Annotated in this window: 18 protein-coding genes; 12 read left to right on the top strand and 6 right to left on the bottom strand. The window is 69.1% G+C overall.

Translation table 11 applies throughout. The features are described 5' to 3' along the window. Positions 1-68: 68 nt before the first annotated feature. The 3 genes from IB269_RS17685 (at position 69) to IB269_RS17675 (ending at position 4,295) form a co-directional block, all read left to right on the top strand. The gene (locus tag IB269_RS17685; protein WP_043825626.1) at positions 69-578 is read left to right on the top strand and encodes a sigma-70 family RNA polymerase sigma factor; all 510 of its coding nucleotides are present in this window, start codon (positions 69-71) and stop codon (positions 576-578) included. After that, positions 575-1,585, top strand: coding sequence for a FecR domain-containing protein (locus IB269_RS17680; RefSeq protein ID WP_192367837.1), 1,011 nt, complete (start codon positions 575-577; stop codon positions 1,583-1,585). The genes IB269_RS17685 and IB269_RS17680 overlap by 4 nt, the downstream gene beginning before the upstream one ends. A gap of 163 nt (positions 1,586-1,748) precedes the next feature. Then, positions 1,749-4,295 carry a TonB-dependent siderophore receptor gene (locus IB269_RS17675; protein ID WP_192367836.1) on the top strand — a complete coding sequence of 849 codons (2,547 nt, stop codon included), beginning with the start codon at positions 1,749-1,751 and terminating at the stop codon, positions 4,293-4,295. A gap of 56 nt (positions 4,296-4,351) precedes the next feature. Here the strand turns inward: IB269_RS17675 and IB269_RS17670 are convergent, their stop codons facing one another. Then, on the bottom strand, positions 4,352-4,621 hold the full coding sequence (locus tag IB269_RS17670) for a hypothetical protein (protein WP_192367835.1): 270 nt from the start codon (positions 4,619-4,621) through the stop codon (positions 4,352-4,354). Between the two features lie 3 nt (positions 4,622-4,624). Further along, positions 4,625-4,996, bottom strand: a complete 372-nt coding sequence (locus tag IB269_RS17665; RefSeq protein WP_192367834.1) for a hypothetical protein — start codon at positions 4,994-4,996, stop codon at positions 4,625-4,627. 489 nt (positions 4,997-5,485) lie between these two features. Between IB269_RS17665 and IB269_RS17660 the strand changes: the two genes are divergently transcribed. From IB269_RS17660 to IB269_RS17625, 8 genes are all read left to right on the top strand, one after another. Next, positions 5,486-6,841: a sigma-70 family RNA polymerase sigma factor gene (locus IB269_RS17660; protein ID WP_192367833.1), complete on the top strand. Its 1,356-nt coding sequence runs from the start codon at positions 5,486-5,488 to the stop codon at positions 6,839-6,841. Positions 6,842-6,973: 132 nt separating this feature from the next. Then, complete coding sequence (locus tag IB269_RS17655; RefSeq protein ID WP_047473137.1) at positions 6,974-9,469, top strand: TonB-dependent siderophore receptor; 2,496 nt, start codon at positions 6,974-6,976, stop codon at positions 9,467-9,469. A gap of 205 nt (positions 9,470-9,674) precedes the next feature. Then, complete coding sequence (locus tag IB269_RS17650) at positions 9,675-10,010, top strand: DUF3649 domain-containing protein (RefSeq protein ID WP_197485475.1); 336 nt, start codon at positions 9,675-9,677, stop codon at positions 10,008-10,010. A 1-nt stretch (position 10,011) separates the two neighbouring features. Next, positions 10,012-11,727: a PepSY-associated TM helix domain-containing protein gene (locus IB269_RS17645; protein WP_192367832.1), complete on the top strand. Its 1,716-nt coding sequence runs from the start codon at positions 10,012-10,014 to the stop codon at positions 11,725-11,727. Continuing rightward, on the top strand, positions 11,724-12,101 hold the full coding sequence (locus tag IB269_RS17640; protein WP_071955411.1) for a DUF3325 domain-containing protein: 378 nt from the start codon (positions 11,724-11,726) through the stop codon (positions 12,099-12,101). Before IB269_RS17645 ends, IB269_RS17640 begins: the two co-directional genes overlap by 4 nt. A gap of 49 nt (positions 12,102-12,150) precedes the next feature. Then, positions 12,151-13,392 (top strand): efflux RND transporter periplasmic adaptor subunit, encoded by a 1,242-nt coding sequence (locus IB269_RS17635; RefSeq protein ID WP_192367831.1) that lies wholly within the window; start codon positions 12,151-12,153, stop codon positions 13,390-13,392. Further along, positions 13,392-15,386 carry an ABC transporter permease gene (locus IB269_RS17630; protein ID WP_192368190.1) on the top strand — a complete coding sequence of 665 codons (1,995 nt, stop codon included), beginning with the start codon at positions 13,392-13,394 and terminating at the stop codon, positions 15,384-15,386. Before IB269_RS17635 ends, IB269_RS17630 begins: the two co-directional genes overlap by 1 nt. 1 nt (position 15,387) lies before the next feature. Then, complete coding sequence (locus IB269_RS17625; protein ID WP_192367830.1) at positions 15,388-16,845, top strand: efflux transporter outer membrane subunit; 1,458 nt, start codon at positions 15,388-15,390, stop codon at positions 16,843-16,845. A 70-nt stretch (positions 16,846-16,915) separates the two neighbouring features. Here IB269_RS17625 and IB269_RS17620 read toward each other — a convergent pair whose 3' ends face one another. From IB269_RS17620 to IB269_RS17605, 4 genes are all read right to left on the bottom strand, one after another. Further along, on the bottom strand, positions 16,916-18,190 hold the full coding sequence (locus IB269_RS17620) for an acyl-CoA dehydrogenase family protein (protein ID WP_013802791.1): 1,275 nt from the start codon (positions 18,188-18,190) through the stop codon (positions 16,916-16,918). 79 nt (positions 18,191-18,269) lie between these two features. Beyond that, a complete protein-coding gene (locus tag IB269_RS17615; protein WP_013802790.1) occupies positions 18,270-19,355 on the bottom strand; it encodes a phosphotransferase in 1,086 nt (361 codons plus the stop codon). 151 nt (positions 19,356-19,506) lie between these two features. Then, positions 19,507-20,226, bottom strand: coding sequence for a Crp/Fnr family transcriptional regulator (locus IB269_RS17610; RefSeq protein WP_012205125.1), 720 nt, complete (start codon positions 20,224-20,226; stop codon positions 19,507-19,509). Positions 20,227-20,396: 170 nt separating this feature from the next. Then, entirely contained in the window at positions 20,397-21,935 is a 1,539-nt protein-coding gene (locus IB269_RS17605; RefSeq protein ID WP_192367829.1) for a 3-hydroxyacyl-CoA dehydrogenase, read from the bottom strand. Positions 21,936-22,056: 121 nt separating this feature from the next. On the opposite strand from IB269_RS17605, the gene IB269_RS17600 reads away from it, so the two are divergent. Then, entirely contained in the window at positions 22,057-24,732 is a 2,676-nt protein-coding gene (locus IB269_RS17600; protein ID WP_225614173.1) for a FimV family protein, read from the top strand. Positions 24,733-24,757 lie beyond the last annotated feature (25 nt).

The following is a 24,757-nucleotide window of genomic DNA, read 5'->3' as shown; positions in this document are numbered from 1 at the left end:
GTTAGAATGCAAATGAGAATTGATCTCATATTTCGGGCCAGCCGCCCACGCATTCCTCCTCCCGCGCCATGTCTGCCGCCGAAACCTCCCTTCACCGCGAAGTCGCCACGCTCTACACCGACCACCACGGCTGGCTGCAGGGCTGGCTGCGCAAGAAGCTGGGCGATGTGCACCAGGCGGCCGATCTGGCGCACGACACCTTTGTGCGCCTGCTGGCGCGCGACGAGCCTGTGCAGGCGCGTGAGCCGCGCGCCTTCCTGACCACGGTGGCGCAGCGCGTGCTGGCCAACCACTACCGGCGCCAGCAACTGGAGCGCGCGTATCTGGAGGCGCTGGCACAGGCGCCGCAGTCCTTTGCCATCTCGCCCGAGGAGCGCGCGCTGCTGCTGGAGGCGCTGGACGAGATCGACCGCATGCTCGACGGCCTGCCTGCCCCTGTGCGGCGGGCCTTTCTGATGGCCCAGCTGGACGGCATGAAGCAGGCCGACATTGCGCGCGAGCTGGGCCTGTCGCTGACCACCGTCAAGCGCTACCTGGTGCAGGCCGGCATGCACTGCTATTTCGCGGTGGATGCATGACGGCGCCGGGAGCCGGCCTGCCGCCCGAGGTAGCGCGCAGCGCCATCGAGTGGTGGCTGAAGCACCAGGAGGGCGGCCTGTCCGATGAGTTGGCCCGCGAATGGCAAGCCTGGCAGGCCTGGCGCGCGGCCGATCCCCTGCACGAGCAGGCCTGGCAGCGCATCACTGCCGTCAACCAGCGGCTGGCTGGGCTGGTGGCGCCGCCGCAATCACCGATAGCCCGGGCTGCGCTGGCCCCGCGTGGTTCCGCTCGCCGGCGCGTGATCCGGTCCCTGGCCGTTGCGGCCTTTGGTGCCGGCATTGCCTGGCAGCTGGAGCAGCGCCTGCCCTGGCAGGGCTGGGTGGCCGATGCACGCACGGCGCGGGGCGAGCGTCGGCAGATGGCGTTGCCGGACGGCACGCAGATCGTGCTCAACGGCGCCAGCGCGCTGGACATCGAATACGGTCCCCGGCACCGCCGTCTGCGCCTGCTGCAGGGCGAGGTGCTGGTCACCACGGCCAAGGACACCGAGCAGCCCGCCCGGCCCTTTGCCGTGCAGACCACTGCGGGCGAAGCTCTGGCCCTGGGGACGCGGTTTTCCGTGCGTGCGCTCGCGGATGGTGATTTCCAGGTGGGTGTGTTCGAGGGTGCCGTGCGCCTGACCCCCCGGCTGGCCGGCCACAGTGTGCTGGTGCTCAGGGCGGGCGAGCAGGCCACGCTGCGGGCCGATGGCGTCTCGCCAGCCACCGCCGTGCATGAGGACAGCACCGCCTGGACCGAGGGCATGCTGGTGGCGCGCGGCATGCCGCTGGCCCGGATGCTGCAGGCGCTGCAGCCATACAGCGATGCGGCCCTGGCCTGCGAGCCCGAAGTGGCCGACCTGCGCATCTCCGGCACCTATCCGCTGGCCGAGGTGCCGCGCGTGCTGGCCGTGATCGGTGCGCTGCCGGGACTGGAGCTGCGCTCCATGACGCGCTGGTGGGGCCGGCGCGAGGTGGTGGTGGGCAAGAAATCGGCAGGGGCTTGAAGGGACCTGCGCAGTTTTTTTGAAGAAATCTGCGCCCGGGGTGGTCTGTTTCGAGAACTCGCGGGACATGGAGGAAGAGGGGGGCTTGCCATGCCGGGCCCGCCCATCGATTCGTCCATTCATCCGTTTGTCTTTTCCTTCCAGGCCCAGTCCTTCGCACACCATGGCATATCCCGCAGCGCCCCGGCGCTTTCCCTGCGCCTTGCGCCCCTCCGTCGTCCCGTCCCGTGGCCTGTTGCTGGCTTTGGCCTGCGCGGGGCTGGGCAGCAACCTGTGGGCGCAGGCGCCTTCGCCGTCCGTCAACACCACGGCCGCCACAGCAGCCACACGCAGCTACCAGATTCCGGCGGGCACGCTGGAGGACGCGCTCAACCGATTCGGGCGCGATTCGGGTTTGCTGCTGTCCTTCACCCAGGACCAGGTCCAGGGCCTGCGCAGCCCGGGGCTGCAGGGCAGCCACACCGCGCAGGCCGGCCTGGCCGCGCTGCTGCAGGGCACGGGGCTGGAGGCGGCGGTGCAGCCGCAAGGCGGCTATGTGCTGCGCCAGCGCGCCGTGCCCGATGCCCGGGCGCCAGACGTTGCCCCGCGCGCGGTGTCGCTGGCCGAGGTGCGCGTGGCCGCGCGCCGCGCCGGTGACGGCACGACCGAAGGCACGGGCTCCTACACCAGCCGCGTGACCAGCATTGCCTCCAAGACGGACCAGTCGTTCCGCGAGATTGCGCAGTCGGTATCGGTGGTCACACGCGAACAGCTCGACGACCAGCGCGTGACCGATGTGACCGAGGCCCTCAAGCTCACGCCCGGCGTGGTCGTGGCCAATACCGTGGGCGACTTCTATTCGCGGGGCTTTCAGATCACCAGCATGCAGATCGACGGCGGCGCGCCGCTGGCTTTGGGCGCCTACACCTATTCGCCGCAGCAGGACATGGCCTTCTACGACCGCGTCGAAGTCATGCGCGGCGCCTCGGGCCTGCTGGGCGGCGTGGGCGATCCGGGCGGCATCATCAACCTGGTGCGCAAGAAGCCGCTGGCCCAGCGGCAGTTCAAGGCCGCGCTGTCGGCCGGCTCCTGGAGCCGGCGCGGCGTGGAGCTCGATGCCAGCGCGCCGCTGGCCGACGACGGCCGCGTGCGCGGCCGCGCCGTGCTGTCCTACCACAAGGGCGACTCCTACATGGACCTGCGCAGCAGCGAAAAGCCCTCGATCTACGGCGTGCTGGAGGCCGACCTCACGCCAGACACCCTGCTGACCGTGGGCGGCAGCTACGGAAAGACCCATGAGAACGGCGACTATGCCGGCCTGCCGCGCTTTGCCGACGGCAGCAGCCTGGGCCTGCCCCGCCACACCAACTTCACCCAGCCCTGGGCCTATTACGACTACGAGACCAAGGAGCTGTTCGCCCAGCTCGAGCACAAGTTCGACAACCGCTGGAAGGCCAAGCTCAACGTCTCGCGCGTGGAGACCGAGCTGGACCGCTTCTGGGTCTACATGGGCGGCGCCATCAACCCGCAGACCCTGGCGGGTGCGGTCTGGCGCGGCGGCCACATCCAGTCCGGCAATACGCAGGAGGTGGTGGACCTGAGCCTGGGCGGTCCCTTCCAGCTCATGGGCCGCACGCATGAATTGCTGCTGGGCGCGGACTGGCAGCGCGTGGAAAGCTTCTGGCAAAGCGCCAATTTCACGGGCAGCGGCACCGTGGCCAGCAATCCGTTTGCCCCCAGCATCTGGACGCCGCCCACGGAAACCTACTTCAACACCCGCTACGGCCCCTGGGGCCAAAAGCAGATGGGCGGCTATGGCGTGCTGCGCCTGCATCCCACGGACAGGCTGCACCTCATCCTGGGTGCGCGCGCCAGTCGCTACGACTTCCAGCAGTCGATCTGGAACCTGGATGCGCAGGGCAACCGCACGCCCTGGTCGAACACGCCGTTCAAGGAGCCCACCAAGATCACGCCCTATGGCGGGGTGATCTATGACCTGAACAGCCAGTGGTCGGCCTATGCCAGCTATTCGTCCATCTTCAAGCCGCAGGCGCTGAGCATGGCCGGCCCGGCGCCGGGCACCTCGCTGCCGCCGGTCAAGGGCGCCAGCTACGAGGCCGGCCTCAAGGGCGAGCTGATGGACGGGCGGCTGAACGCCACCTTCAGCCTCTTCAATGTGGAGCGCACGGGCACGGCCGTGGTGGACCCGCGCTACGAGACCAGCACCAGCCGCTGGGGCGGCAACTGCTGCTACCTGGCACAGGGCAAGGTCACCAGCCGGGGCTTCGACATGGAGCTGGGCGGCGAGCTGCAGCCCGGCTGGCAGCTGGCAGCTGGCTACACCTTCAACAACACCCGCGACCGCAGCACCGAAAAGACCTACAGCAGCATCACGCCGCGCCACCTGTTCAAGCTGTCCACGGCCTATACGCTGCCGGGCGAGCTGTCGCGCTGGAAAGTGGGCGGCAGCGCCCAGATCCAGAGCACGCACTACGTCAGCGGCACGGCGCTGTCGGCGGCGGGCACGTCCGTGCCCTTTGACTTCACGCAGGGCGGCTACGCGCTGTGGAATGCCATGGTGCAGTACCGCATCGACCCGCGCTGGACGGTCACGCTGAACATCAACAACCTGCTCGACAAGACCTACTACCAGACCCTGGGCACAACGTTCAGCAACAACCTGTATGGCGCACCGCGCCACGCCATGCTCACGCTGCGCGGCAGCTTCTGAGGACGGCGGCGCAGGCGTTCGGGCCGCCGTTGTGCAGCCAGCGGCCTTGCGGGGGATCACACCACGCGCCGGGCCTCCACCTTCACATGGCCGGCCAGCAGGTCGGCGCTGTCGCGGATGGCGCGCAGCGCATGGGCCAGGGCCTGCTGGCTGTGGTGCTCCTGCGGTGCATGCACTGCCGCCAGGGCCAGTTGCGCCAGGGCCGAGATGGCGGAGCAGTTTTCCTGCACGCTGCTGTGGATCTCGGTAATGGCGCTGGTCAACTGGTGCAGGCTGGGGGGCTGTGTCCTGGTGGTGCCCTTGTCCTTCTCCTTGTCCATGGCCATGCCTCAGCCCTGCGGGCGCACCGGCTCATGGGTGCGGCAGTCGAGCAGGTGCGCCATGGCCTTGGCGGCTGCCTCGGCCGCTTCGGCGCGGCGCATCTCGGCCGCGTCTTCGAATCCGCAGCCCATGGCCTGGGCCTCGGTGCCGGCGTAGTCGGCCAGCGTCTCGGCGCTGTCGCGGATGCTTTGCAGGGCGCGGGCCACCACGTCCATGTGGCGATGGCCCTTGGGCGTCTCCAGCCATGCCAGGGCCAGCTGGGCGATGGCGGAGATTTCTGCACAGCCTTGCTGCACGAGATGGTCCACCTGGGTGAGGGCATTGGACAGCTGCCGGGTGCTGTGGCTGTCCGTGGCGGATTTGGGCTGGGGGGGGGTCATGCCTGGGCCCTCCGTGTGGAAAGGGCGGCGCCAAAAGAGGGCGCGCAGGCGAGTGCCAGAGAAACGGCAGTCATGTTTCCGTGCTCCTTACTGAGACTGAAACCACCGACTCCGCGTTTTGAAGCACGAAACAGGTGGACGGGATGTTCAAAACACACAGCAAGATGTGCGGACGCCCTTACGGGTAGCCCCATCCCGCCCGAAACCGCAGGGGCGTGGACGAGCGTCCACAGCCCGGAATCCAGACGTGACAAGGCCTCGCTTTCGGGGAGGCAGCACCGCTTACTAAATGGGTGTTTTGAAGCACCGGCCCCGGAACAGGGGGCTGGTGCGGATGAGAGCGCGTGCGGCGTGCGCAAAGTCGCTTGGCGGCCCGTTGCACCTTGCGATCGCGCCCTTTCAGGAACGGTCCAGGAACCGCTGAAAGAGCCCGGCATGCATTGCGTTTATTGAGAATGATTCTTCTTTGCGCGGTTATGATCCAGCCCCATGGATTTGTCCGCCTCCTTCACCCGCGCTCTGCTTTCCGGCTTTGACCGGGCCTATGCCGACCTGGTGCGTGCCGCCACGCGCAGCACGGGCAGCCGCGAGGAGGCGGGCGACCTGGTGCACGACACCTGGCTGCGGCTGGCGGAACACGCGCGCAGCGCCCCGGCCGAGGCCGCAGACCTGGCCGGGGCCGCGAATCCGGCCCAGATGCCGCGCGACGCCACGGCCTATCTGGCCGTGATGGCCCAGCACATGGCGCTGGATGCGCACCGCCGCCGCCAGCGCCATGCCCGCTACCTGGGCGAGGCGGCAGTCCATGAACAACTGGCGCCCAGCCATGCGCCCGATGTGGCCGACTCCGTCATGTACCGCCAGGCGCTGGCCGTGCTGGAGTCCGCCTTGCACAGCCTGCCCGAGCGCTGCCGCGCCGCCTTCATCGCCCACCGCGTGCAGGGCGAGCGCCAGCCCGAGATTGCCGAGCGCCTGGGCGTCAGCCTCAACACCGTGGAGCGCGACCTGATCCAGGCCAGTGCCTGCATAGAGGATGCGCTGCACCGCTGGCGCGGTACGCGGCCCGGCAGCGCCGTTGCACGACATGCAGGTCGGCGGCGCAGCCTGGCCGCGCTGCTGGGCGTGGCCGGTTTCGGCCTGGGCGGCAGCCTGGGCTGGCAGCAATGGCGGCACTACCGCGACACGCATGTGCAGTGGCAGGCCGGCTGGTCCAGCCTGCGCGGCCAGCAGGTGCGCCATGGCCTGCCCGATGGCTCCAGCCTGCTGCTGGACGCGCTCAGCAGCGCGCAGGTGGAGTATTTCGCCACGCGGCGCGTGGTGCAGCTGACGCAGGGCGCAGCCTTCTTCGAGGTGGAGCGGGACGAGGACTGGCCCTTCACCGTGCAGGCCGGCGGCGTGCGCGTCACCGTGCTGGGCACGCGCTTCGGCGTGGAACTGGCCACGGGCGCCCAGGGGCAGGAGCGGGTCACGGTGCAGGTGGAGTCGGGGCGTGTGCGCGTGCAATCCGACGCGGATGGCGGGCGCTTCTATGAATTGTCTGCAGGCCAGGGCCTGCGCATGGAAGGCACGGTGGCCACGCAGACCCGGGGCGATGCGGGGCAGGCGGCCTCCTGGCGGCATGGCGAGCTGGTGTTTGCCGATGCCACGCTGGGCGAGGCCCTGGCGCGGCTGTCACGCTATGCGCCGTTCGACCTGCAGGCCACACCCGAGGCCGCGCGCCTGCCCCTGAGCGGGCGCGTGCGCATCGCCAAGGCCCATGCCTGGGTGCGGGCGCTGCCCCATGCGCTGCCGGTGCAGGTGCGCAGGCAGGCCGATGGCGGCCTGCTGGTGGCCACGGCGGGCTGAGGCGTGACGGTGGCAAGAGCAACTGCATGCGCACGGCAGCGGGGCGCACATTGTTTTTCAGGAGTTTTCCTGGCCAGTCGTCATGGCAGTGATCCCTGTGGGTCCCTTCCATCACTGCCAAGGACGATTTCCATGCATCCGCTTTTCCCTTCTTCGGGCGCCTGCCGCGCCGCCCTCCATCCGCTGGCCCATGCCGTGCTCTGCCTGGGCCTGGCCATGCCGCTGCAGGCGGCGCTGGCCCAGCCGGCCGCACAGACGCTGCGCTTCGACATAGCGGCGCAGCCGCTGGCCAGCGCGCTGGATCAGTTCGCGCGGCAGGCCGGGCTGCAGCTGGTGTTCACGCCCTCGCTGGCCGCCCAGCGGCAGGCGCCGGCCGTACGGGGCGAGCTGCCGCTGCGCCAGGCGCTGGATGATTTGCTGGCCGGCAGCGGCCTGCAGGGCCATGTGCAAGAGGGCACGCTGACCGTGCAGCCCGTCGCCGCCATCGAAAAGACGCTGGCCGAAGTGCGGGTGAGCGCGCGCCGGGCCATCGACGGCACGACCGAGGGCACGGGCTCGTACACCAGCCGGGTGACCAGCATCGCCTCCAAGACGGACCAGTCGTTCCGCGAGATCCCGCAATCGGTGTCGGTGATCACGCGCCAGCAGCTCGACGACCGCCGCATGACCGACATCCGCGACGCGCTGGCCGCCACGCCCGGCATCACCACCAGCCAGATCAATTTCGACTCCACCTATTTCTATTCGCGCGGCTTCCAGATCGACAGCATGCAGATCGACGGCGGCGCGCCGCTGAACATCGCCCAGTACACCTACAGCGTCAACCAGAGCATGGACTTCTACGACCGCGTGGAGGTGATGCGCGGCGCCTCGGGCCTGCTGGGCGGCGTGGGCGACCCGGGCGGCATCATCAACATCGTGCGCAAGAAGCCGCTGGCCGAGCCGCGCTTCGTGGTGCAGCAGTCCATCGGCAGCTGGAACAACTACCAGACCATGGTGGATGCCACGGGGCCGCTGGCCCTTGATGGCCGGGTGCGCGGCCGGGCCGTGCTGTCCTACCAGGACACGGACCAGTTCGTGGACATCAAGCACACGCGCGCTCCCCAGTTCTACGGCGTGGTCGAGGCGGACCTGACGCCCGACACCCTGCTGACCGTGGGCATGAGCCGCAGCAAGATCCGCACGCGCGGCGATGGCGGCGGCGACGTGCCGCGCTACAGCGACGGCAGCGATATCGGCCTGCCGCGCCACACCAGCTTCACCCAGCCCTGGGCCACGGGCCGCAAGGACAACAGCGAGCTGTTCGGCGCGCTGGAGCACCGTTTTTCCGCGCGCTGGAAGGGCAAGCTCAACCTGACCCGCAGCAAGTCCAGCTATGACGGCTCCACGGTGTTCGGCTACGGCGCGCTGGACCCCGCAACCGGCCTGGGCGTGAACTGGAACGGCGGCGGCCACTACCTGTACGAGAACCGGCAGACCGTGCTGGACGCCAGCCTGGCCGGCAGCTTCGACCTGGGCGGGCGCACGCACGAGATCCTGCTGGGCATGGACCGGCAGAAGGTGGAGAGCTTCTGGAACGTGGGCTATTCCACCGATGCCACGGGCGTGGAGCCCATCGATGTCTACAATCCCGGCGCCTGGCGCCCGGCGCCGGCCGGCGAGATCTCGCGCCGCTACAACCCCTGGGGCCAGGACCAGTCGGGCGGCTATGGAGTATTGCGCCTGCATCCGACGGACCGCCTGCATGTGATCGTGGGCGCGCGCTATGCCAAGTACCGCTTCAACCAGGTCTATGAGTCGCTGAATGCGGCGGGCCAGTGGGAATTGGCATCGGGCAGCCGCTTTTCCGAGCCGGCCAAGTTCACGCCGTATGGCGGGGTGATCTATGACCTGAACAACCAATGGTCGGCGTATCTGAGCTATTCCTCGATTCTCAAGCCGCAGGCGCTGTCCAAGTCGGGGCCTCCTCCGGGCAATTCGCTGGACCCGGTCAAGGGCAAGAGCTATGAGGCCGGTTTCAAGGGCGAATTGGCCGATGGCCGGCTCAATGCCACATTCAGCCTTTTCAACGTGGTGCGCACGGGCACGGCGGTGACGGATACGCGCTATCCGAGCAATCACGAGGAATGGTCGGGCAATTGCTGCTTTCTGCCGCAGGGCAAGGTGACCAGCCGCGGCTTTGACGCCGAGATCGGCGGCGAGCTGCGCCCGGGCTGGCAGATCGCGGCCGGCTACACCTACACCACCACGCGCGACAAGACCGAGGATGCGCCCTACAGCAGCATCACGCCGCGCCATCTGCTCAAGCTGTCCACGGCCTATGTGCTGCCGGGCGAGCTGTCGCGCTGGAAGATTGGCGGCAGCGCCCATATCCAGAGCAAGCACCATGTGCGCGATACGCTGTATGACGCCGACTGGAATGAAGTCGGCCGCTACAACTTCACCCAGGGCGGCTATTCGGTCATCAATGCGATGGTGCAGTACCGGATCGATCCGCGCTGGACGGTTTCCCTGAATCTCAACAATATCTTTGACAAGACGTACTACCAGACCGTGGGCTATGCGAGCGGCGGCAATTTCTATGGAAAGCCGCGCAATGCGGTGCTGACGCTGCGCGGCACCTTCTGAGGGCCGGGGCGGGGTCCAGGAGGGCCCGCCCCAGTCCGACCCAGGCCACTGGCCGCAATGGCGAAAACCATTGCGGCTGGCCTTTTTTTCGATCTCGTTTGTCATGTATGAGGAGGGCCTTGAAGGCCGCCGCATCACGGCATCCGTCTGGGCCCCTTGTTTGCACGCATTCGTGCGTTCCTGTGCTTATCCGAATACCCATTACATGCCCCAATCCCAACCCGCTGATCCTGCAGATATCACCCAGGCCGACAGGCCCGTCCATCCGGGCCTGCTTGTCCTGTCCCGCCTGCTGGCCGCCGTCTTCGGCGGCTATGCGCTGGCCAGTGCGCTGGCGGCCTTCCTGGCCGCTGCGCTGCCCGGCGCGCGTGTCGATGCCGTGATCGCCGGCATGCAGTGGAGCTTTGCGCTGCACGCGCTGGCGGTGATCTGGGCGTTCTCGCCGGTTTCGGCGGGCCGGGTCTGGCTGGGGTTGCTGGTGCCTGCGGCCCTGATGGGCGGCGCCGCGCTGCTGCTGGCGCGCAATGGCGGGGGCGTTTGAGATGGCAAAGGCGCAGATCAGCAAGGTCCCCGGCAGCGGCGCTGCCACGGGCGGTTTCCGCCAGGCCCAGGCCTGGCTGCATACCTGGTGCGGGCTGTGGTTTTCGTGGCTGCTGTTCGCGGTGTTCCTCACGGGTTCGCTGGCCGTGTTCCAGGAAGCCATCACGCACTGGATGACGCCCGAGCACCATGCCGAGGAGGCGGCCGAGGCGGCAGCGCGCGCCGCCGCGCCGGCCGGGCAGGGTGCGGACCTGGGCCAGCGCCTGGCCTGGGGCGCGGCCTACATGCAAAAGCACCACCAGGGCGCGCAGATGTGGGAGATCTGGCCGTCCGACGACAAGGGCGGCGGCGACCTGCGTGTCTACTGGTTCGACGCCAACCGCCAGTACGCCGATGCCGAGCTGGACACCGCCACGGGCGAGGAAATGGGGGCCGGCCACGGCCACGGCGCCGCGCGCGCCACCATGGGCGGCAACCATTTCGTGGACTTCCACTATGAACTGCATGCAGGGCAGGTGGGGCTGTGGGTGATCGGCATTGCCGCCATGGCCATGCTGGTGGCCCTGGTCAGCGGCGTGATCACGCACAAGCGCATCTTCAAGGACTTCTTCACCTTTCGCGCACGCAAGGGCCAGCGCAGCTGGCTGGACGCGCACAACGCCGTGGCGGTGCTGACGCTGCCCTTCCAGTTCATGATCGCCTATACCGGCATCGCCATCTCCAGCCTGAGCTTCATGCCCGTTGGCGTCTGGACGGTCTATGGCACGGACCAGGCCGCCCGCACGGCCTTCATCGCCGACATGAACGAGGCCGGACCGCCCGCGCTGTCCGGCAAGCCCCTGGCGGTGCCCGATCTGGAGCCCTTTGTGCGGCGCGGCCAGGAGCTGATGGGCCAGGCGGTGCGCGCGGTGGTCGTCAACCATCCCGGCGATGCGTCGGCACGCATCGGCGTCTACGGCTGGAACAGCGATGACCGTGCGCATCAGCGCCTGAGCCCCAATTCGGGCATGGCCATGTTCTCGGCCGCCACGGGCGAGGTGCTGCAGGTGCGCCTGCCCGGCGGCGCCGACGGCGGCACCCCCTCGCTGGCCCAGGCGGTCATGGGCGGGCTGCACATGGTCAAGTTCGGCGGGCTGGCCATGAAGTGGCTGTACTTCCTGTGCGGCCTGGCGGGCGCGGCCATGATGGCCACGGGCGCCATTCTCTTCATGGTCAAGCGCCGCAGCCGCCACCAGGGCGAGTTCGGCAGCGCCACGGCGCGCGTGTACCGGCTGATCGAGGGCCTGAACGTGGCGGCCATCGCCGGGCTGGGCCTGGGCTGCATCGGCTACCTGTGGGCCAACCGCCTGGTGCCCGTGGGCTTGGCGCACCGCGATAACTGGGAGCTGGCCGTGTTCTTCGGGCTGTGGGGCCTGGCGCTGGTCCATGCGCTGGCCTGCGCGCCGGCCACGGCCTGGCGCCAGCAGATGGGCCTGCTGGCCATGCTGTGCCTGCTGCTGCCGCTGCTCAACTGGATCACCGTGGGCGAGCCGCTGTGGGCCCACATGCGGGAGGGCGACTGGGAAAGCGCCGGGGTGGAGCTGTTCTGCCTGGCCACGGGGCTGGCGGCCGCCTGGGCCTGGCGCTGGCTGGCGCGGCGCGGCGCAGGTGCCGCCGCCAAGGCAAGGACGGCCAAGGGGCAGGCCGCCGTGGCCGGCCGCTCGGAGGTGCAGGCATGAGCACGTTGCACGCATCCCTGGCCGCACTGGCCCTGGCCTTTGCAGGCATGGCGGCCCTGGCCTTTGCCATGGACCGCCACTACGAACAATTGACCGGCGCGCGCGAGCTGCCGGCCCGCCGTGGCCCGCAGTTGCGCGGCCTGGGCACGGCGCTGCTGGCGCTGGCCCTTGTGCCCGTTGTCTCGGGCTGGGGCGGCACGGTGGGCACGGTGGCCTGGCTGGGCTTTGTGTCCGCCGGCGCGCTGATGGCCGTGGCCCTGATCAGCGCCCATGCGCGCTGGGCGGCGCGGCTGGCCTGGTTGGCTGGCGTGCTTGCCGTGGCGGATTTGGCGTGGATTGTTTTCAGTTTCGGTACTACGGGGTTTTTCAGATGAGTTTCCTGCTTTCGTTCCAGTTCGGGGTGTGTGTGGTCGGGAGGCAAGCATGACGCGCACGCAGCAACGCTGGAAAGCCATCGCCGTGGCGGTGGTCCTGTTGGCGGCGGCCGGGGGCGCGGCCGCCTGGTGGTCCAGCCGGCCTGCCGTGGCCTACCAGACCGAGACCGTGGCACGCACCGATATCGAGTCCACCGTCACGGCCATCGGCACGCTGCAGCCGCGCCGCTATGTGGACGTGGGCGCCCAGGTGTCGGGCCAGGTCACCCGGCTGCGTGTGGAGCCCGGCGCCCAGGTGGAGAAGGGCGCTCTGCTGGTGGAGATCGACCCCAGCGTGCAGCGCGCCACGGTGGATGCGGGGCGTGCCTCGCTGGCGGGCCTGCGCGCCCAGCTGGCCGAGCAGCAGGCGCTGCGCAAGCTGGCCGAGCAGCAGCTCACGCGCCAGCGCCAGCTGGCCCGCGACGGGGCCACGCGCGAGGAAGACCTGCAGACCGCAGAAGCCAACCTGGCCGCAGCCGGCGCCCGCATGGAGCATCTGAAGGCCCAGATCGACCAGACCCAGGCCACGCTCAAGGCCGACGAGGCGCGCCTGGGCTATACGCGCATCTACGCGCCCATGGCGGGCACCGTGGTGTCGGTGGAGGCGCGCGAGGGCCAGACGCTGAACGCCACCTACCAGACGCCCAACATCCTGCGCATTGCCGACCTGTCGGCCATGACGGTGTGGACCGAGGTGTCCGAGGCCGACGTGCGCCGCGTGCGCGACGACATGCCGGTGTACTTCACCACGCTGGGCGGCGCCGACCAGGCCAGGCCCCGGCGCTGGTCCAGCAAGGTGCGCCAGGTGCTGCCTTCGCCCTCTGCCAGCCAGGCGCCGGCCGGCGGCAATGCGGGCCAGGCGCCTGCGCCCGCCACCAAGGCCGTGGCCTATACCGTGCTGTTCGATGTGGACAACGAGGACGCCGAGCTGATGCCCCAGATGACGGCCCAGGTGGTCTTCGTCACCGGCCAGGCCGCGCAGGCGCTGACCGTGCCGCTGATGGCCGTGGCCGACAAGGCGGGAACGACTGACAAGGCAGAGAAGGCAGAGAACGCCGAGAAGGCCGAGAAGGCCGGCAGCACGCAGACCGTGCGCGTGCTGGACGCCAAGGGCCAGCCCGAGCAGCGCACCGTGCGCCTGGGCGTGCGCAGCCGCCACCAGGCCGAGGTGCTGGAGGGCCTGCAGGAAGGCGAGCGCGTCATCGTCGGCGAGACGCCTCTGGACCGTGGCCCGCGGTGGCTGCAATGGTGATGGCGCAGGGCATGCAGGCCGGCGCGCCGCTGACCGCACCGCTGATAGAGCTGCGCGGCATCACCAAGCACTACGGCGGCGGCGACAGCGGCCAGCCCGCCGTCACCGTGCTGCACGGCATCGACCTGGAGATACGCGCGGGCGAGTTCGTGGCCGTGGTGGGCAGCTCGGGCTCGGGCAAGTCCACGCTGATGAACATCCTGGGCTGCCTGGACCGGCCCAGCGAGGGCAGCTACCACTTCCAGGGCCAGGACGTGGCCACGCTGGACTCGGACGCGCTGGCCTGGCTGCGGCGCGAGGCCTTCGGCTTCGTCTTCCAGGGCTACCACCTGATAGCCAGCGAAAGCGCCAGCGAGAACGTGGAAATGCCTGCCATCTACGCAGGCCTGCCCAAGGAGGAGCGCGTGCGCCGCGCCCGTGCGCTGCTGGAGCGCCTGGGACTGGGCTCGCGCCTGGGCAACCGGCCCAACCAGCTGTCGGGCGGGCAGCAGCAGCGTGTGTCGATTGCGCGTGCGCTGATGAACGGCGGCCAGATCATCCTGGCCGACGAACCCACGGGCGCGCTGGACTCGCACAGCGGCGCCGAGGTCATGGCCCTGCTGCGCGAGCTGGCCGACGCGGGCCACACCATCATCCTCATCACCCACGACCGCGCGGTGGCCGCCCAGGCGCGCCGCGTGATCGAGATCAGCGACGGCCGCATCACCAGCGACAGCCAGCGCGACGATGCCGCAAACGGGGTGAATGCGGGCGCCGCTGCCCTGCCGCTCACGCCGCAGCGCGGCAGCGCCGGCGCGCCCTGGCTGGCGGAACTGTTCGAGGCCGCGCGCAGCGCCTGGCGCGGCATGCGCATGAACCGCGTGCGCACCAGCCTGACCTTGCTGGGCATCGTCATCGGCGTGGCCTCGGTGATTGTCATGCTGGCCATCGGCGAGGGCGCGCGGCGCAAGGTGGTCGAGCAGATGGGGACCATGGGCACGGCCATCCTCTACATGGGCAGCAAGCCGCCGGCCACGGGCGGGCCGGCCGGGCAAATGACCGAGGAAGACCTGGCCGCCGTGCGCGAACTGCCCGAGATACGGCGCGTGATGCCCGTCATCGGCGACCCCATCACCGTGCGCTACGGCAAGGCCGACAAGCAGATCTACGTGTTCGCGGCCAGCGAGGAGATGCCCCTGGTGCACCACTGGAAGCTGGCCCAGGGCCGCTACTACACCGAGGCCGAGGACCGCGACCTGGCGCCCCTGGTGGTCCTGGGCCACAAGGCGCACCAGCACTTCTTCCCCGACACGCCCAACCCGCTGGGCCGCCAGCTGATCATCGGCACATCGGCCTTCGAGGTCATCGGTGTGATGAGCGAGCGGGGCGCGGACTCGGGTGCGCAGAACTATGACGACATGGTCTTCATTCCCTACCGCTCGGGCCGGGCGCGCGTCTACCAGTCGCAGACCCAGCCCGACTATGTGGTGATCGAGGCCATGTCCTCCGACGTGGTGCACGAGGCGGAGGAGGCCATGCGCAAGCTGCTGCTGGCCCGCCACGGCGGGCGTGAGGACTTCGGCATCGGCAACGCGGCCGCGCGCATCCAGGCCGAGGCGGCCACGCGCCAGAGCATGGCGGTGATGCTGGGCCTGATTGCCGCCGTCTCCCTGGTGGTGGGCGGCATCGGCGTGATGAACGTGATGCTGATGACGGTGCGCGAGCGCACGCGCGAGATCGGCATCCGCATGGCCACGGGCGCGCGCCAGCGCGACATCCTGCGCCAGTTCCTGACCGAGGCCAGCCTGGTCACCTTCGTGGGCGGCACGGTGGGCCTGCTGGCCGGGCTGGCCGTGGGCGTGGTGCTCATCGTGGCGGGCGTGCCCGTGGTGTTTTCGGTGCGCGCCATGCTGGGCGCCTTTGCCTGCGCCGTGGTGACGGGCCTGGTGTTCGGCTACATGCCGGCCAAGACGGCGGCGCGGCTGGACCCGGTGCGCGCGCTGGCGGGAGAGTGAGATGAAAGACATGAACGACAAGACGCTGGGAAATGCGCGCCTGGGCTGCATCGCCCTGGCCCTGGCTGCGCTGGGCGGTTGCGCCGCGCAGCAGACGATGCCGGACAGGACAGCGCCTGCGCTGGCCGCTTCGTGGAAGCAGCAGGGCGAAGTCCTCCCTGCCTCCGTCTCACCGCAGTGGTGGCAGGCCTTTGGCAGCGCGGAGCTGGGCGGCATGGTGCAGGCTGCCCAGGACCAGAGCCTGGACATGGCCGCCGCCATGGCCCGCGTGCGCCAGGCCGAGGCGGCCACGCGCCAGGCAGGCGCGACGCTGCTGCCCTCGCTCAATGGCGAGCTGCGCGCCCAGCGCATGAACCATGCACAGGTGTCGGGCGGGCAGGCCAGCGTCTACGGCGCCGCGCTGACGGCCTCGTATGAGGTGGACTTCTGGGGCCGCAACCGCGCCACGCGCGATGCGGCGGCGGCGGCCTGGCAGGCCAGCCGGTTCGACCAGGACACGGTGCGCCTCACGGTCACCGCCCAGGTGGCCCATGGCTGGCTGCAGGCCGTGGCGCTGCGCGAGCGCCAGGCCATTGCGGCGCGCAACGTGGCCAATGCCGAGCGGCTGCTGGGCCTGGTGGAGTCCCGCGCGCGTGCAGGCGCCGCCACCCAGCTGGAGCTGGCCCAGCAGCGCGGCCTGGTGGCCAGCCAGCGCCAGGCCCTGGCCACGCTGCGCCGCCAGGGCGAGGATGCCGATGCCACGCTGGCCGTGCTGCTGGGCCAGGCACGCCGCCCCGCGCTGGCCACGGATTCGCTGCAAGCCCTGCAACTGCCCGAGATCGGCGCAGGCCTGCCCACGCAGCTGCTGCAGCGCCGCCCTGACATTGCCAATGCGGAAGCGCAGCTGGCCGCCGCCAGCGCCAACCTGCAGGCGGCCCGCGCAGCGCTGTGGCCCCGGCTGACCCTCACGGGCAGCGCGGGCACCAGCGCGGGCCGCGCCAGCGACTGGCTGCGCGAGCCCGTGTATTCGCTGCTGGCCGGACTGGCCGGCCCCATCTTCGACGGCGGTCGGCTGGCGGCCGAGCGCGATGGCGCCCAGGCCCGGCGCGAGGAGCTGCTGGCCGGCTATTACAAGTCCATCGTCGCGGCCTATGGCGATGTGGACCTGGCGCTCAATGCCGTCCACGGCCTCAAGGCCCAGGCCGAGGCCCAGGCCGAGGTGCTGGCCCAGGCCCGCCAGGCCGTGTCGCTGGCCGAGTTGCGCTACAAGGCCGGGGCGGAAAGCCTGCTGTCCCTGCTGCAGGCCCAGACCACGCTGTACGCGGCCCAGGACGATGCCGTGCTGCAGCGCCTGCTGCAGCTGCAGGCGCGCGTGGCGTTGTACCGGGCGCTGGGCGGGGGATGGGAGGCGCCTGCCGTAGGCACTGAAATGCCGGAAAGGCAGGCGCAAAAAAGCCAGGAGGCATTGCCACCTGGCTGAGAGGGGAGGGGCAGGGCCGCCACCCGATCCTGTCGGGTGTGCGGCCTCAGGCCTCAGGCTTGAAGCCTGCTCAGCTGCCGCGCGTGATGGGAACGCCGGCATCCTTGCCGTAGGCGCCGTACTTGCCCAGCTCCCACTTGGCGATGGCGTTGCGGTGCACCTCGTCCGGGCCGTCGGCAAAGCGCAGCGTGCGCGCGTGGGCGTAGGCGCTGGCCAGCGGGAAGTCGTCGCTCATGCCGCCGCCGCCGTGCACCTGCATGGCCCAGTCGATGACCTGGCAGGCCATGCTGGGGGCCACGACCTTGATCATGGCGATCTCGCTGCGGGCCACCTTGTTGCCGGCGATGTCCATCAGCCAGGCGGCCTTGAGCGTGAGCAGGCGCGCCATGTCGATGCGGCAGCGTGCCTCGGCGATGCGCTCCTGCGTCACGGTCTGCTGGGCCACGCTCTTGCCGAAGGCGATGCGCGAGCTGGCGCGCTTGCACATCAGCTCCAGCGCGCGCTCGGCCAGGCCGATCAGGCGCATGCAGTGGTGGATGCGGCCGGGGCCAAGGCGGCCCTGGGCGATCTCGAAGCCACGGCCCTCGCCCAGCAGGATGTTGCCAGCAGGCACGCGCACGTTCTCGAAGTACATCTCCATGTGGCCGTGCGGCGCGTCGTCATAGCCCATGACGTTGAGCGGGCGCACGATGCGGATGCCGGGCGCGTCGCCGGGCACGATGATCATGCTTTGCTGCGAGTGCTTGGGCGCATCGGGGTCGGTCTTGCCCATGGTGATGAAGACCTGGCAGCGCGGATCGCCGGCACCCGAGATCCACCACTTGTGGCCGTTGATCACGTACTCGTCGCCCTGGCGCTCGATGCGGGTGCAGATGTTGGTGGCGTCGGAGGAGGCCACCTCGGGCTCGGTCATGGCGAAGGCCGAGCGGATCTTGCCCTCCAGCAGCGGCTTGAGCCAGCGCTCCTTGAGTTCGGTGCTGCCGTAGCGCGCAATGGTTTCCATGTTGCCGGTGTCGGGCGCAGAGCAGTTGAAAACCTCGCTGGACCATGGCACGCGGCCCATGATCTCGGCCAGCGGCGCGTATTCCTGGTTGGTCAGGCCGCCGCCCTTGTAGCCAGCGGCCTCGGCGCTGTCCACGGGCAGGAACAGGTTCCACAGGCCTTGCTCCCGGGCCTTGACCTTGAGCTTCTCGATGGTCTGCAGCGGCGTCCAGCGCTTGCCTGCGGCGGTGTTGGCTTCCATCTCGGCGGCATAGTCCTTTTCGCCGGGATAGATGTGCTCGTCCATGAACTTCAGCAGGCGTTCCTGCAGGTCCTTGGTCTTGGGCGAATATTCAAAGTCCATGGATGCGCTCCTTCTCTTGGCTTGTCGCTTGTGGTGGAAACGGGGTGATCGGTGAGTGTTGGGGGCTGGTCTGGATGGCTCAGCTGCGCTGGGCGAAGGACCAGGCCAGCTCGGCCATGGGCCGGGCGGTGTCGCCCGAGGCCTTGGCCTGGGCGCTGGAGGCCGTGCCGGCCTCCACGCGCTTGGCAATGCCCTGCAGGATGGCCGCGATGCGGAACATGTTGTAGGCCATGTAGAAGTTCCAGTCGGCGCGCAGCGTGTCCACGTCCTTGAGGCCTGTGCGCTCGCAGTAGCGGCGGATGTATTCCTCTTCGCCGGGAATGCCCAGGGCAGCCAGGTCCTTGCCTGCGATGCCCCGGCCCAGCGTGGCCGGGATGTGCCAGCTCATGCAGTGGTAGCTGAAGTCGGCCAGCGGGTGGCCCAGGGTGGACAGCTCCCAGTCCAGCACGGCGATGACGCGCGGCTCGGTGGGGTGGAACATCAGGTTGTCCAGGCGGAAGTCGCCGTGCACGATGGACACGCGCGAGGCATCCAGCGCGCTGGCCGGCATGTGGGCGGGCAGCCACTGCATGAGCTGGTCCATCTCGGGGATGGGCTGGGTGACCGAGGCCACGTACTGCTTGCTCCAGCGGCCGATCTGGCGCTCGAAGTAGTTGCCGCTCTTGCCGTAGTCGGCCAGGCCCTGGGCCGCGAAGTCCACGGTGTGCAGGGCCGAGATCACGCGGTTCATCTCGTCGTAGATGGCGGCGCGCTGGGCCGGCTCCATGCCCGGCAGGGACTGGTCCCAGAGCACGCGGCCTTCCATGCACTCCATGATGTAGAAGGCGCGGCCGATGATGGACTCGTCCTCGCACAGCGCATACATGTGGGGCACGGGCACGTCGGTGCCGGCCAGGCCCTTCATCACGCGGAACTCGCGCTCGATGGCATGGGCCGAGGGCAGCAGCTTGGCCACGGGGCCGGGCTTGGAGCGCATCACGTAGCTGCGGCCGGGCGTGATCAGCTTGTAGGTGGGGTTGGACTGGCCGCCCTTGAACATCTCCACCTGCAGCGGGCCGGCAAAGCCCTGCACATGGCCTTGCATCCAGGCGGTGAGCGCGGGCACGTCGAATGCGTGCTGGTCGGAGACGGGGCGCGTGCCTACGAAATGGTCGAAAGTGCTCATGGGGCAGTCAGTCCTGTGATCGGTTCGGAAACCGGTTCTAGAAAGGGGTGCGGCCGCGCGGCACGGGCGCGGCGAGGCACCGGCCGGCGCGAGCGTCCGGTCGGTGAAGGAAAGGGCTTTGTGTACGCGGCGCGGCGCGTGCCGCGCAGGTTCAGGCGTCGGGCGCGGCGATGCGCAGCAGCGTGTCGCGGTCGCAGACCACCAGGCCGCCCGGCTCGATGCGGATGGCGTTCTCGCGCTCCATGGCCTTGAGTTCCTGGTTCACGCGCTGGCGCGAGGCGCCCAGCAACTGGGCCAGTTCCTCCTGCGCCAGGTGCAGGCCGATGCGGATCTCGCTGCCATCCGACAGGCTGGTCACGCCGTAGCTGCGCACCAGGTGCAGCAGCTGCTTGGCCAGGCGCGCGCGCAGCGGCAGGGTGTTGAGGTCCTCGACCAGGCCGTAGAGCTGGCGGATGCGCCGTGCATGCAGGCGCAGCATGGCTTCCGAGAACTCCACATGCATGGACAGGATTTTCTTGAAGTCGGTCTTGGACACGCACAGCAGCGTGGTCTCGCCGTGCGCATAGGCATCGTGCGTGCGCTTGTCCCCGTCCAGGATGGCCACGTCGCCGAACCAGATGCCCGGCTCCACGTAGTCCAGCGTGATCTGCTTGCCCGTGATCGAGGTCGAGCTCACGCGCACCGCACCGCGGGCGCAGGCGATCCATTCCTCGGGCGGTTCTCCGCGTGCGCAGATGAGCGTGCCATCTTTGAACCGTTTGACGTAAGCGCATCGAAGAATGTCGTGCCGAAGCGATGGAGAAAGTGATGAAAACCAGCGACCGGAATTGATCGCTTCACGTTCTTCGATGGTAAGAATCGGGTCGTCCATGGCCTGTCTTTTGCGTGACTGATGACGGTCACATTGTCGCGTGTGGGACCGCCGCGGCGCAGCATGCCGCCGGCGGGCCTGTCACTTCGGTGTCTGGGCCTGCCGAAAACGGGGCAGGGCGGCGAAAAAAAGGCGACCCGTCGTGCGTCGGGTCGCCTGCTTTGCAGGGCTTATGGCTCCTCGTGCGTGAGGCTCAGCCCCAGCGCGCCACGGCGGCGCAGCCAGGGGCTGGGGCGGTAGCGTGGGTCGCCGTAGACGGTCTGCAGGTTGAACAGGACCTCCAGCATGTTGGTGGGGCCCCAGCGGTCGCCCATGGCCAGCGGGCCCATGGGATAGCCCAGGCCCAGGGTCACGGCCTTTTCCAAGTCGGCCGGGCTGCCGATGCCCTGCTGGCAGATGTCGCTGGCGATGTTGACGATGGAGCCCACCACGCGCTGCGTGACGAAGCCGCCGCTGTCGCGGATCACGCTGACGGCCTTGCCGTCGCTGGCAAAAAGCGCATGGGCGGCATCGCGCATGTCGGTGCGCGTGGCCGGCGTGGTGGCCAGCACGCGGCGGCGCGTGTCGGCGTCGGCGATCAGCATGTCGATGCCCATGGTGCGCGTGCAGTCCAGCCGCTCCACGGCAGCCACCGTGGTCACGTCCAGGCCCAGCGGCGCCACCAGGATCAAGGCCTGCTCGGTCGGTGCCTGCGCGGTTTCAATGCGTGCGCCCAGGCTCTTGAGCAACTGGTAGATCTCGTTGCGCCGGGCCGCGCGTGCGGACACCCAGACCGGTGGCAGCGTCTGCACCTGCGGCACGGCAGGCTCGGCAGGCTGCTCGGCGCGGCCTTCGGCATAGCGGTAAAAGCCCCGGCCGGTCTTGCGGCCCAGCAGGCCGGCCGCCACGCGCTGCGCGGCAATGGGGCTGGGGCGGTAGCGCGGCTCCTGGTAGTACTGGTGGTAGATGTGCTCCATCACGGCATGGGTGACATCCAGGCCGGTGAGATCCATCAGCTCGAACGGGCCGAGCTTGAATCCCACCTGCTCGCGCAGGATGCGGTCGATGGTGGCGAAGTCGGCAATGCCTTCCTGCACGATGCGCAGCGCCTCGGTCACATAGCCGCGGCCCAGGTGGTTGACCAGAAAGCCCGGCGTGTCCTGCGCGCGCACGGGCGTGTGGCCGAAGCTGCGCGCGAAATGTGCCAGCGTGGCGCAGGTGGCCTCATCCGTGGCCAGGCCGCGCACGATCTCCACCACCTTCATCAGCGGGGCCGGGTTGAAGAAGTGAAAGCCGGCAAAGCGCTGCGGGTGCTTGAGCGCCGTGGCCAGCGTGGTGATGGACAGGGCCGAGGTATTGCTGGCGATGAGGGTCCCGGGCGCAACAATGGCCTCCAGCTCGCGCAGCAGCGCCTGCTTGGCATCCATGCGCTCGACGATGGCCTCTATCACCATGTCGCAGTTCCTGAAGGCATCGAGACCGTCCACCACCGTCAGCCGGGCCTTGCAATCTGCGGCCTGCTCACTTGTTATTTTTTGTTTCTTCTGCAGCGTGTCCCACAGCGCAAGCAGCTGTTGCTGCGCTTGTGCGGCAGCACCGGGACGGGCATCCTGCAACAGCACCCTGGCGCCTGCCTGGGCGGCCAACTGGGCAATGCCTTGCCCCATGATGCCTGCGCCTATCAATCCGACGTTTCTGATAGGAGAAATGTTGTTTTGGATCATATACATAGAGGAGGTGTCCTACAGGTGTCTATGCAAAAATGCAAGCGTTCAAAGAAAGGCTGATGTGAGAATTTGTAGCACCATTCTCGGCGTCGCCCTGTCCTCCATGGCCTGGAACGCGTCCGCATTGTCGTTGGGCAGTCCTCGGGGCAACGTGGTGCTGGGCGCTCCGTTCGACCTGGTGGTGGGCTTGCAGCCCGATAGCGGAAACGACGCCGGCAGCTCCTGTGTGCGCGCCGAGCTGCTGGCCGGTGACAGGCCCATCGAATCCTCGCGCGTCAGTGTCAGCCCGACCTCGTCGGGCAAGGCCGTGCGGGTGCAGGCCCGCTATACGGTGGACGAGCCCATCGTGACGCTCAAGCTGTGGGCGGGCTGCGAAGGTGGCGGCATCAGCCGCAGCTATACGCTGCTGGCGCAGCTGCCAGATTCGGTGGACGCCACAGGCAACCAGCCCATCAATGTGCGTGAACTGGCAGCAGCGCAGCCTGCGCTGCCGACCGTGGGCGCCGCCGCAGCAGCCGGCGCTGGCGCTGGTGCAGCCGGTGTGGCTGGCACCGCTTCTGAATCTTCTTCGACACCCTCCCGCGCGGCCGCTGCCCGCAGTGCCCGGTCGGATGCCCGGCCTGCCACGGCGCCCGCTCCCAAGGAGGCGCAGCCCCAGCCCAAACCAAAGCCCAGGCCGAAACCCAAGGCCGCGGCCGAAAAGTCCAAGCCTCCCGTGGGTGTGACCGCCCAGGCCCAGGCCGGGCAGCTGCAGGCGGGCCTGCGCATCGAACCGCGCCTGCGCATGGAGCCGGTGGAGGAATGGCTGGGCACGGGCGGAACCCCGGGCGCCGCTGGAGCAGCCGGAACACCCGGAACACCCGAAGGCGGCGCCGCATCTGCGGCTCCCATGTTCGATGCGGGCAGCGAGCAGCTGGCCGAGGCCAACAAGCGCGTGCAGGCGCTGGAGGCCGAGATGGCGGCCTTCAAGAAGCGCGACGGCGTGGACCGTGGGCAACTGGCCCAGCTGCGGGCCGAGCTGGACGCAATGCGCCAGGAGTCCGGCGGCTCGTCCTGGCTGTTCAATGCGCTGCTGCTGGCCCTGATTGCCGCCGTGGCCGTGATCGGCTGGATGGCCTGGCGCATGCGCTCGGGTGCTTCGCTGTTCTCGCGCGAGCAAAACGCCTGGCGGGAATCGGTGGAGCGTTCGTCGCAGGACCCCGTGCCGTCGACCCCGCCGCATGTGCGCGATGACGAGATCCACACCCTGCCGCATTCCCTGGATCCCCATAGGCCCACGCGGCCCATGGCTCCCATCCTGCGTGAGCACCGGCCTGCGGCACCGCAGCAGGACGACCGCCGGGGACCGGATACCCTGGCTTCGCCCTACGTGCAGCGCGGCGCCCAGATGCGCCCCGGCGTGACCTATGAGCTGCATGAGGATGTGGACCCTGGCGACTTCGGCCCGGCCACCATTCCCGTGCCTGTGTCCGTGCATGCCGAGCTGGAAACCGAGCCTGCGCCGCAGGCCCCGGCACCTGTGCGCACGTCCGGGCCCGAGGCCATCAAGGCCAGGCGCATGGTGCAGCCCGGCGAACTGTTCGACGTGCAGCAACAGGCGGAATTCTTCATCTCGGTGGGCGAACACCAGCAGGCCATCGAGCTGCTGCGCTCGCATATCGACACGCATGAGGATTCCTCGCCGCTGGCCTATCTGGAGCTGCTGCACCTGTACTACACGCTGAGCCGTCGCGACGATTTCGACCAGCTGCGCGCCCGCTTTGCCAGGCATTTCAACGCCCGTGTGCCGGCCATGCCGGGCTTTACCGACAAGGGCAGCAGCCTGCTGCAGGGCTATCCCGAGCAACTGGCACGCATTGAGGCCCTGTGGCCCGTGGACGAAGTCGAAACTTGCCTGGCGCACTACCTGTTCAAGCAGGACGGTGCACCCGACCCCGATGCGCCGGCTCCCTTCGATCTGGCCGCCTTCGACGACCTGCTGCTGCTGCTGTCCATTGCGCGCACCTCACCTGCCGGAACACGCGGCGAACCCGGCCCGCGCGAGCGCACCACGCCGCGCATGGTGGCGGGCACGGCTGCAGCCGGCGCAGCCACGGCTGGCGCGGCTGCCTTCACAGCGGCTGCAGAAGCCACGCCGGCGCAGGCTCCTGCATCCGCGGCCACGGGCGTGGACTGGATGGCAGAGCTGCAGCCGCCGATAGAACCTGCACAGCCGCAGCCGGCCTCAGTGACGCCGCTGGAGCCGGGCCTGGAGTTCACCCCCATGGACACGCTGCCCCTGTCCACGGGTGCAGTCGGTGGCGGCGACAAGCCTGCGAGCAGCGCACCGGACTCGTTGTCCGCACCGCTGCACTTCGAGTTGCAGCCCCTGAACTTCGATCTGGATCAGGCCGGCCAACTGCCCGCAGGCCAGGTGCGCGCCGTGCCCCTGGGCGAGGCGCCTTCCTTCATCCACGATGAGTCGGCACCGCTGCTGGACATAGACCTCACGGACCTGGGCGAGAACGAGCTGCCGCATGTCGATGTGCCCTCGCGCTTTCCGCCCGTGACGCTGTCGGTGCCCGGCTCGGGTGCCGTGGGTTTCAGCAGCCACAATCTCAAGGCGCCGCTGGACATGGACCTGGCGCTGGACAAGTGGGAGCTGGAGCCGCCCGACACCGTGCGTGAGCACCGAGGCCTGGACGAGCCGCTGAGCCGCTCGGTGGACATGCTGCTGTCGCGCGAGACCGACCCGGCCTTTCGTAGCTCACCACAGGCTCCGTCGCCGCAGGCAGACGACAAGGATCCGCCCAAGGGCTGAGGCAGTTAAAAAAAGGGAGCATCTG

This window comes from Delftia sp. DLF01, from assembly GCF_014852125.1.
Taxonomy (GTDB): domain Bacteria; phylum Pseudomonadota; class Gammaproteobacteria; order Burkholderiales; family Burkholderiaceae_C; genus Comamonas; species Comamonas acidovorans.
The sequence above is the reverse complement of the archived record's forward strand: the minus strand, read 5'-3'. Positions and strand labels throughout refer to the sequence as shown.

What these genes read in the sequence shown, in the direction of transcription:
- IB269_RS17685 (WP_043825626.1), top strand. Translation starts at nt 69, where the DNA reads ATGTCTGCCGCCGAAACCTCCCTTCACCGCGAAGTCGCCACGCTCTAC.
- IB269_RS17680 (WP_192367837.1), top strand. Translation starts at nt 575, where the DNA reads ATGACGGCGCCGGGAGCCGGCCTGCCGCCCGAGGTAGCGCGCAGCGCC.
- IB269_RS17675 (WP_192367836.1), top strand. Translation starts at nt 1,749, where the DNA reads ATGGCATATCCCGCAGCGCCCCGGCGCTTTCCCTGCGCCTTGCGCCCC.
- IB269_RS17670 (WP_192367835.1), bottom strand. Translation starts at nt 4,621, where the DNA reads ATGGCCATGGACAAGGAGAAGGACAAGGGCACCACCAGGACACAGCCC.
- IB269_RS17665 (WP_192367834.1), bottom strand. Translation starts at nt 4,996, where the DNA reads ATGACCCCCCCCCAGCCCAAATCCGCCACGGACAGCCACAGCACCCGG.
- IB269_RS17660 (WP_192367833.1), top strand. Translation starts at nt 5,486, where the DNA reads ATGGATTTGTCCGCCTCCTTCACCCGCGCTCTGCTTTCCGGCTTTGAC.
- IB269_RS17655 (WP_047473137.1), top strand. Translation starts at nt 6,974, where the DNA reads ATGCATCCGCTTTTCCCTTCTTCGGGCGCCTGCCGCGCCGCCCTCCAT.
- IB269_RS17650 (WP_197485475.1), top strand. Translation starts at nt 9,675, where the DNA reads ATGCCCCAATCCCAACCCGCTGATCCTGCAGATATCACCCAGGCCGAC.
- IB269_RS17645 (WP_192367832.1), top strand. Translation starts at nt 10,012, where the DNA reads ATGGCAAAGGCGCAGATCAGCAAGGTCCCCGGCAGCGGCGCTGCCACG.
- IB269_RS17640 (WP_071955411.1), top strand. Translation starts at nt 11,724, where the DNA reads ATGAGCACGTTGCACGCATCCCTGGCCGCACTGGCCCTGGCCTTTGCA.
- IB269_RS17635 (WP_192367831.1), top strand. Translation starts at nt 12,151, where the DNA reads ATGACGCGCACGCAGCAACGCTGGAAAGCCATCGCCGTGGCGGTGGTC.
- IB269_RS17630 (WP_192368190.1), top strand. Translation starts at nt 13,392, where the DNA reads ATGGCGCAGGGCATGCAGGCCGGCGCGCCGCTGACCGCACCGCTGATA.
- IB269_RS17625 (WP_192367830.1), top strand. Translation starts at nt 15,388, where the DNA reads ATGAAAGACATGAACGACAAGACGCTGGGAAATGCGCGCCTGGGCTGC.
- IB269_RS17620 (WP_013802791.1), bottom strand. Translation starts at nt 18,190, where the DNA reads ATGGACTTTGAATATTCGCCCAAGACCAAGGACCTGCAGGAACGCCTG.
- IB269_RS17615 (WP_013802790.1), bottom strand. Translation starts at nt 19,355, where the DNA reads ATGAGCACTTTCGACCATTTCGTAGGCACGCGCCCCGTCTCCGACCAG.
- IB269_RS17610 (WP_012205125.1), bottom strand. Translation starts at nt 20,226, where the DNA reads ATGGACGACCCGATTCTTACCATCGAAGAACGTGAAGCGATCAATTCC.
- IB269_RS17605 (WP_192367829.1), bottom strand. Translation starts at nt 21,935, where the DNA reads ATGTATATGATCCAAAACAACATTTCTCCTATCAGAAACGTCGGATTG.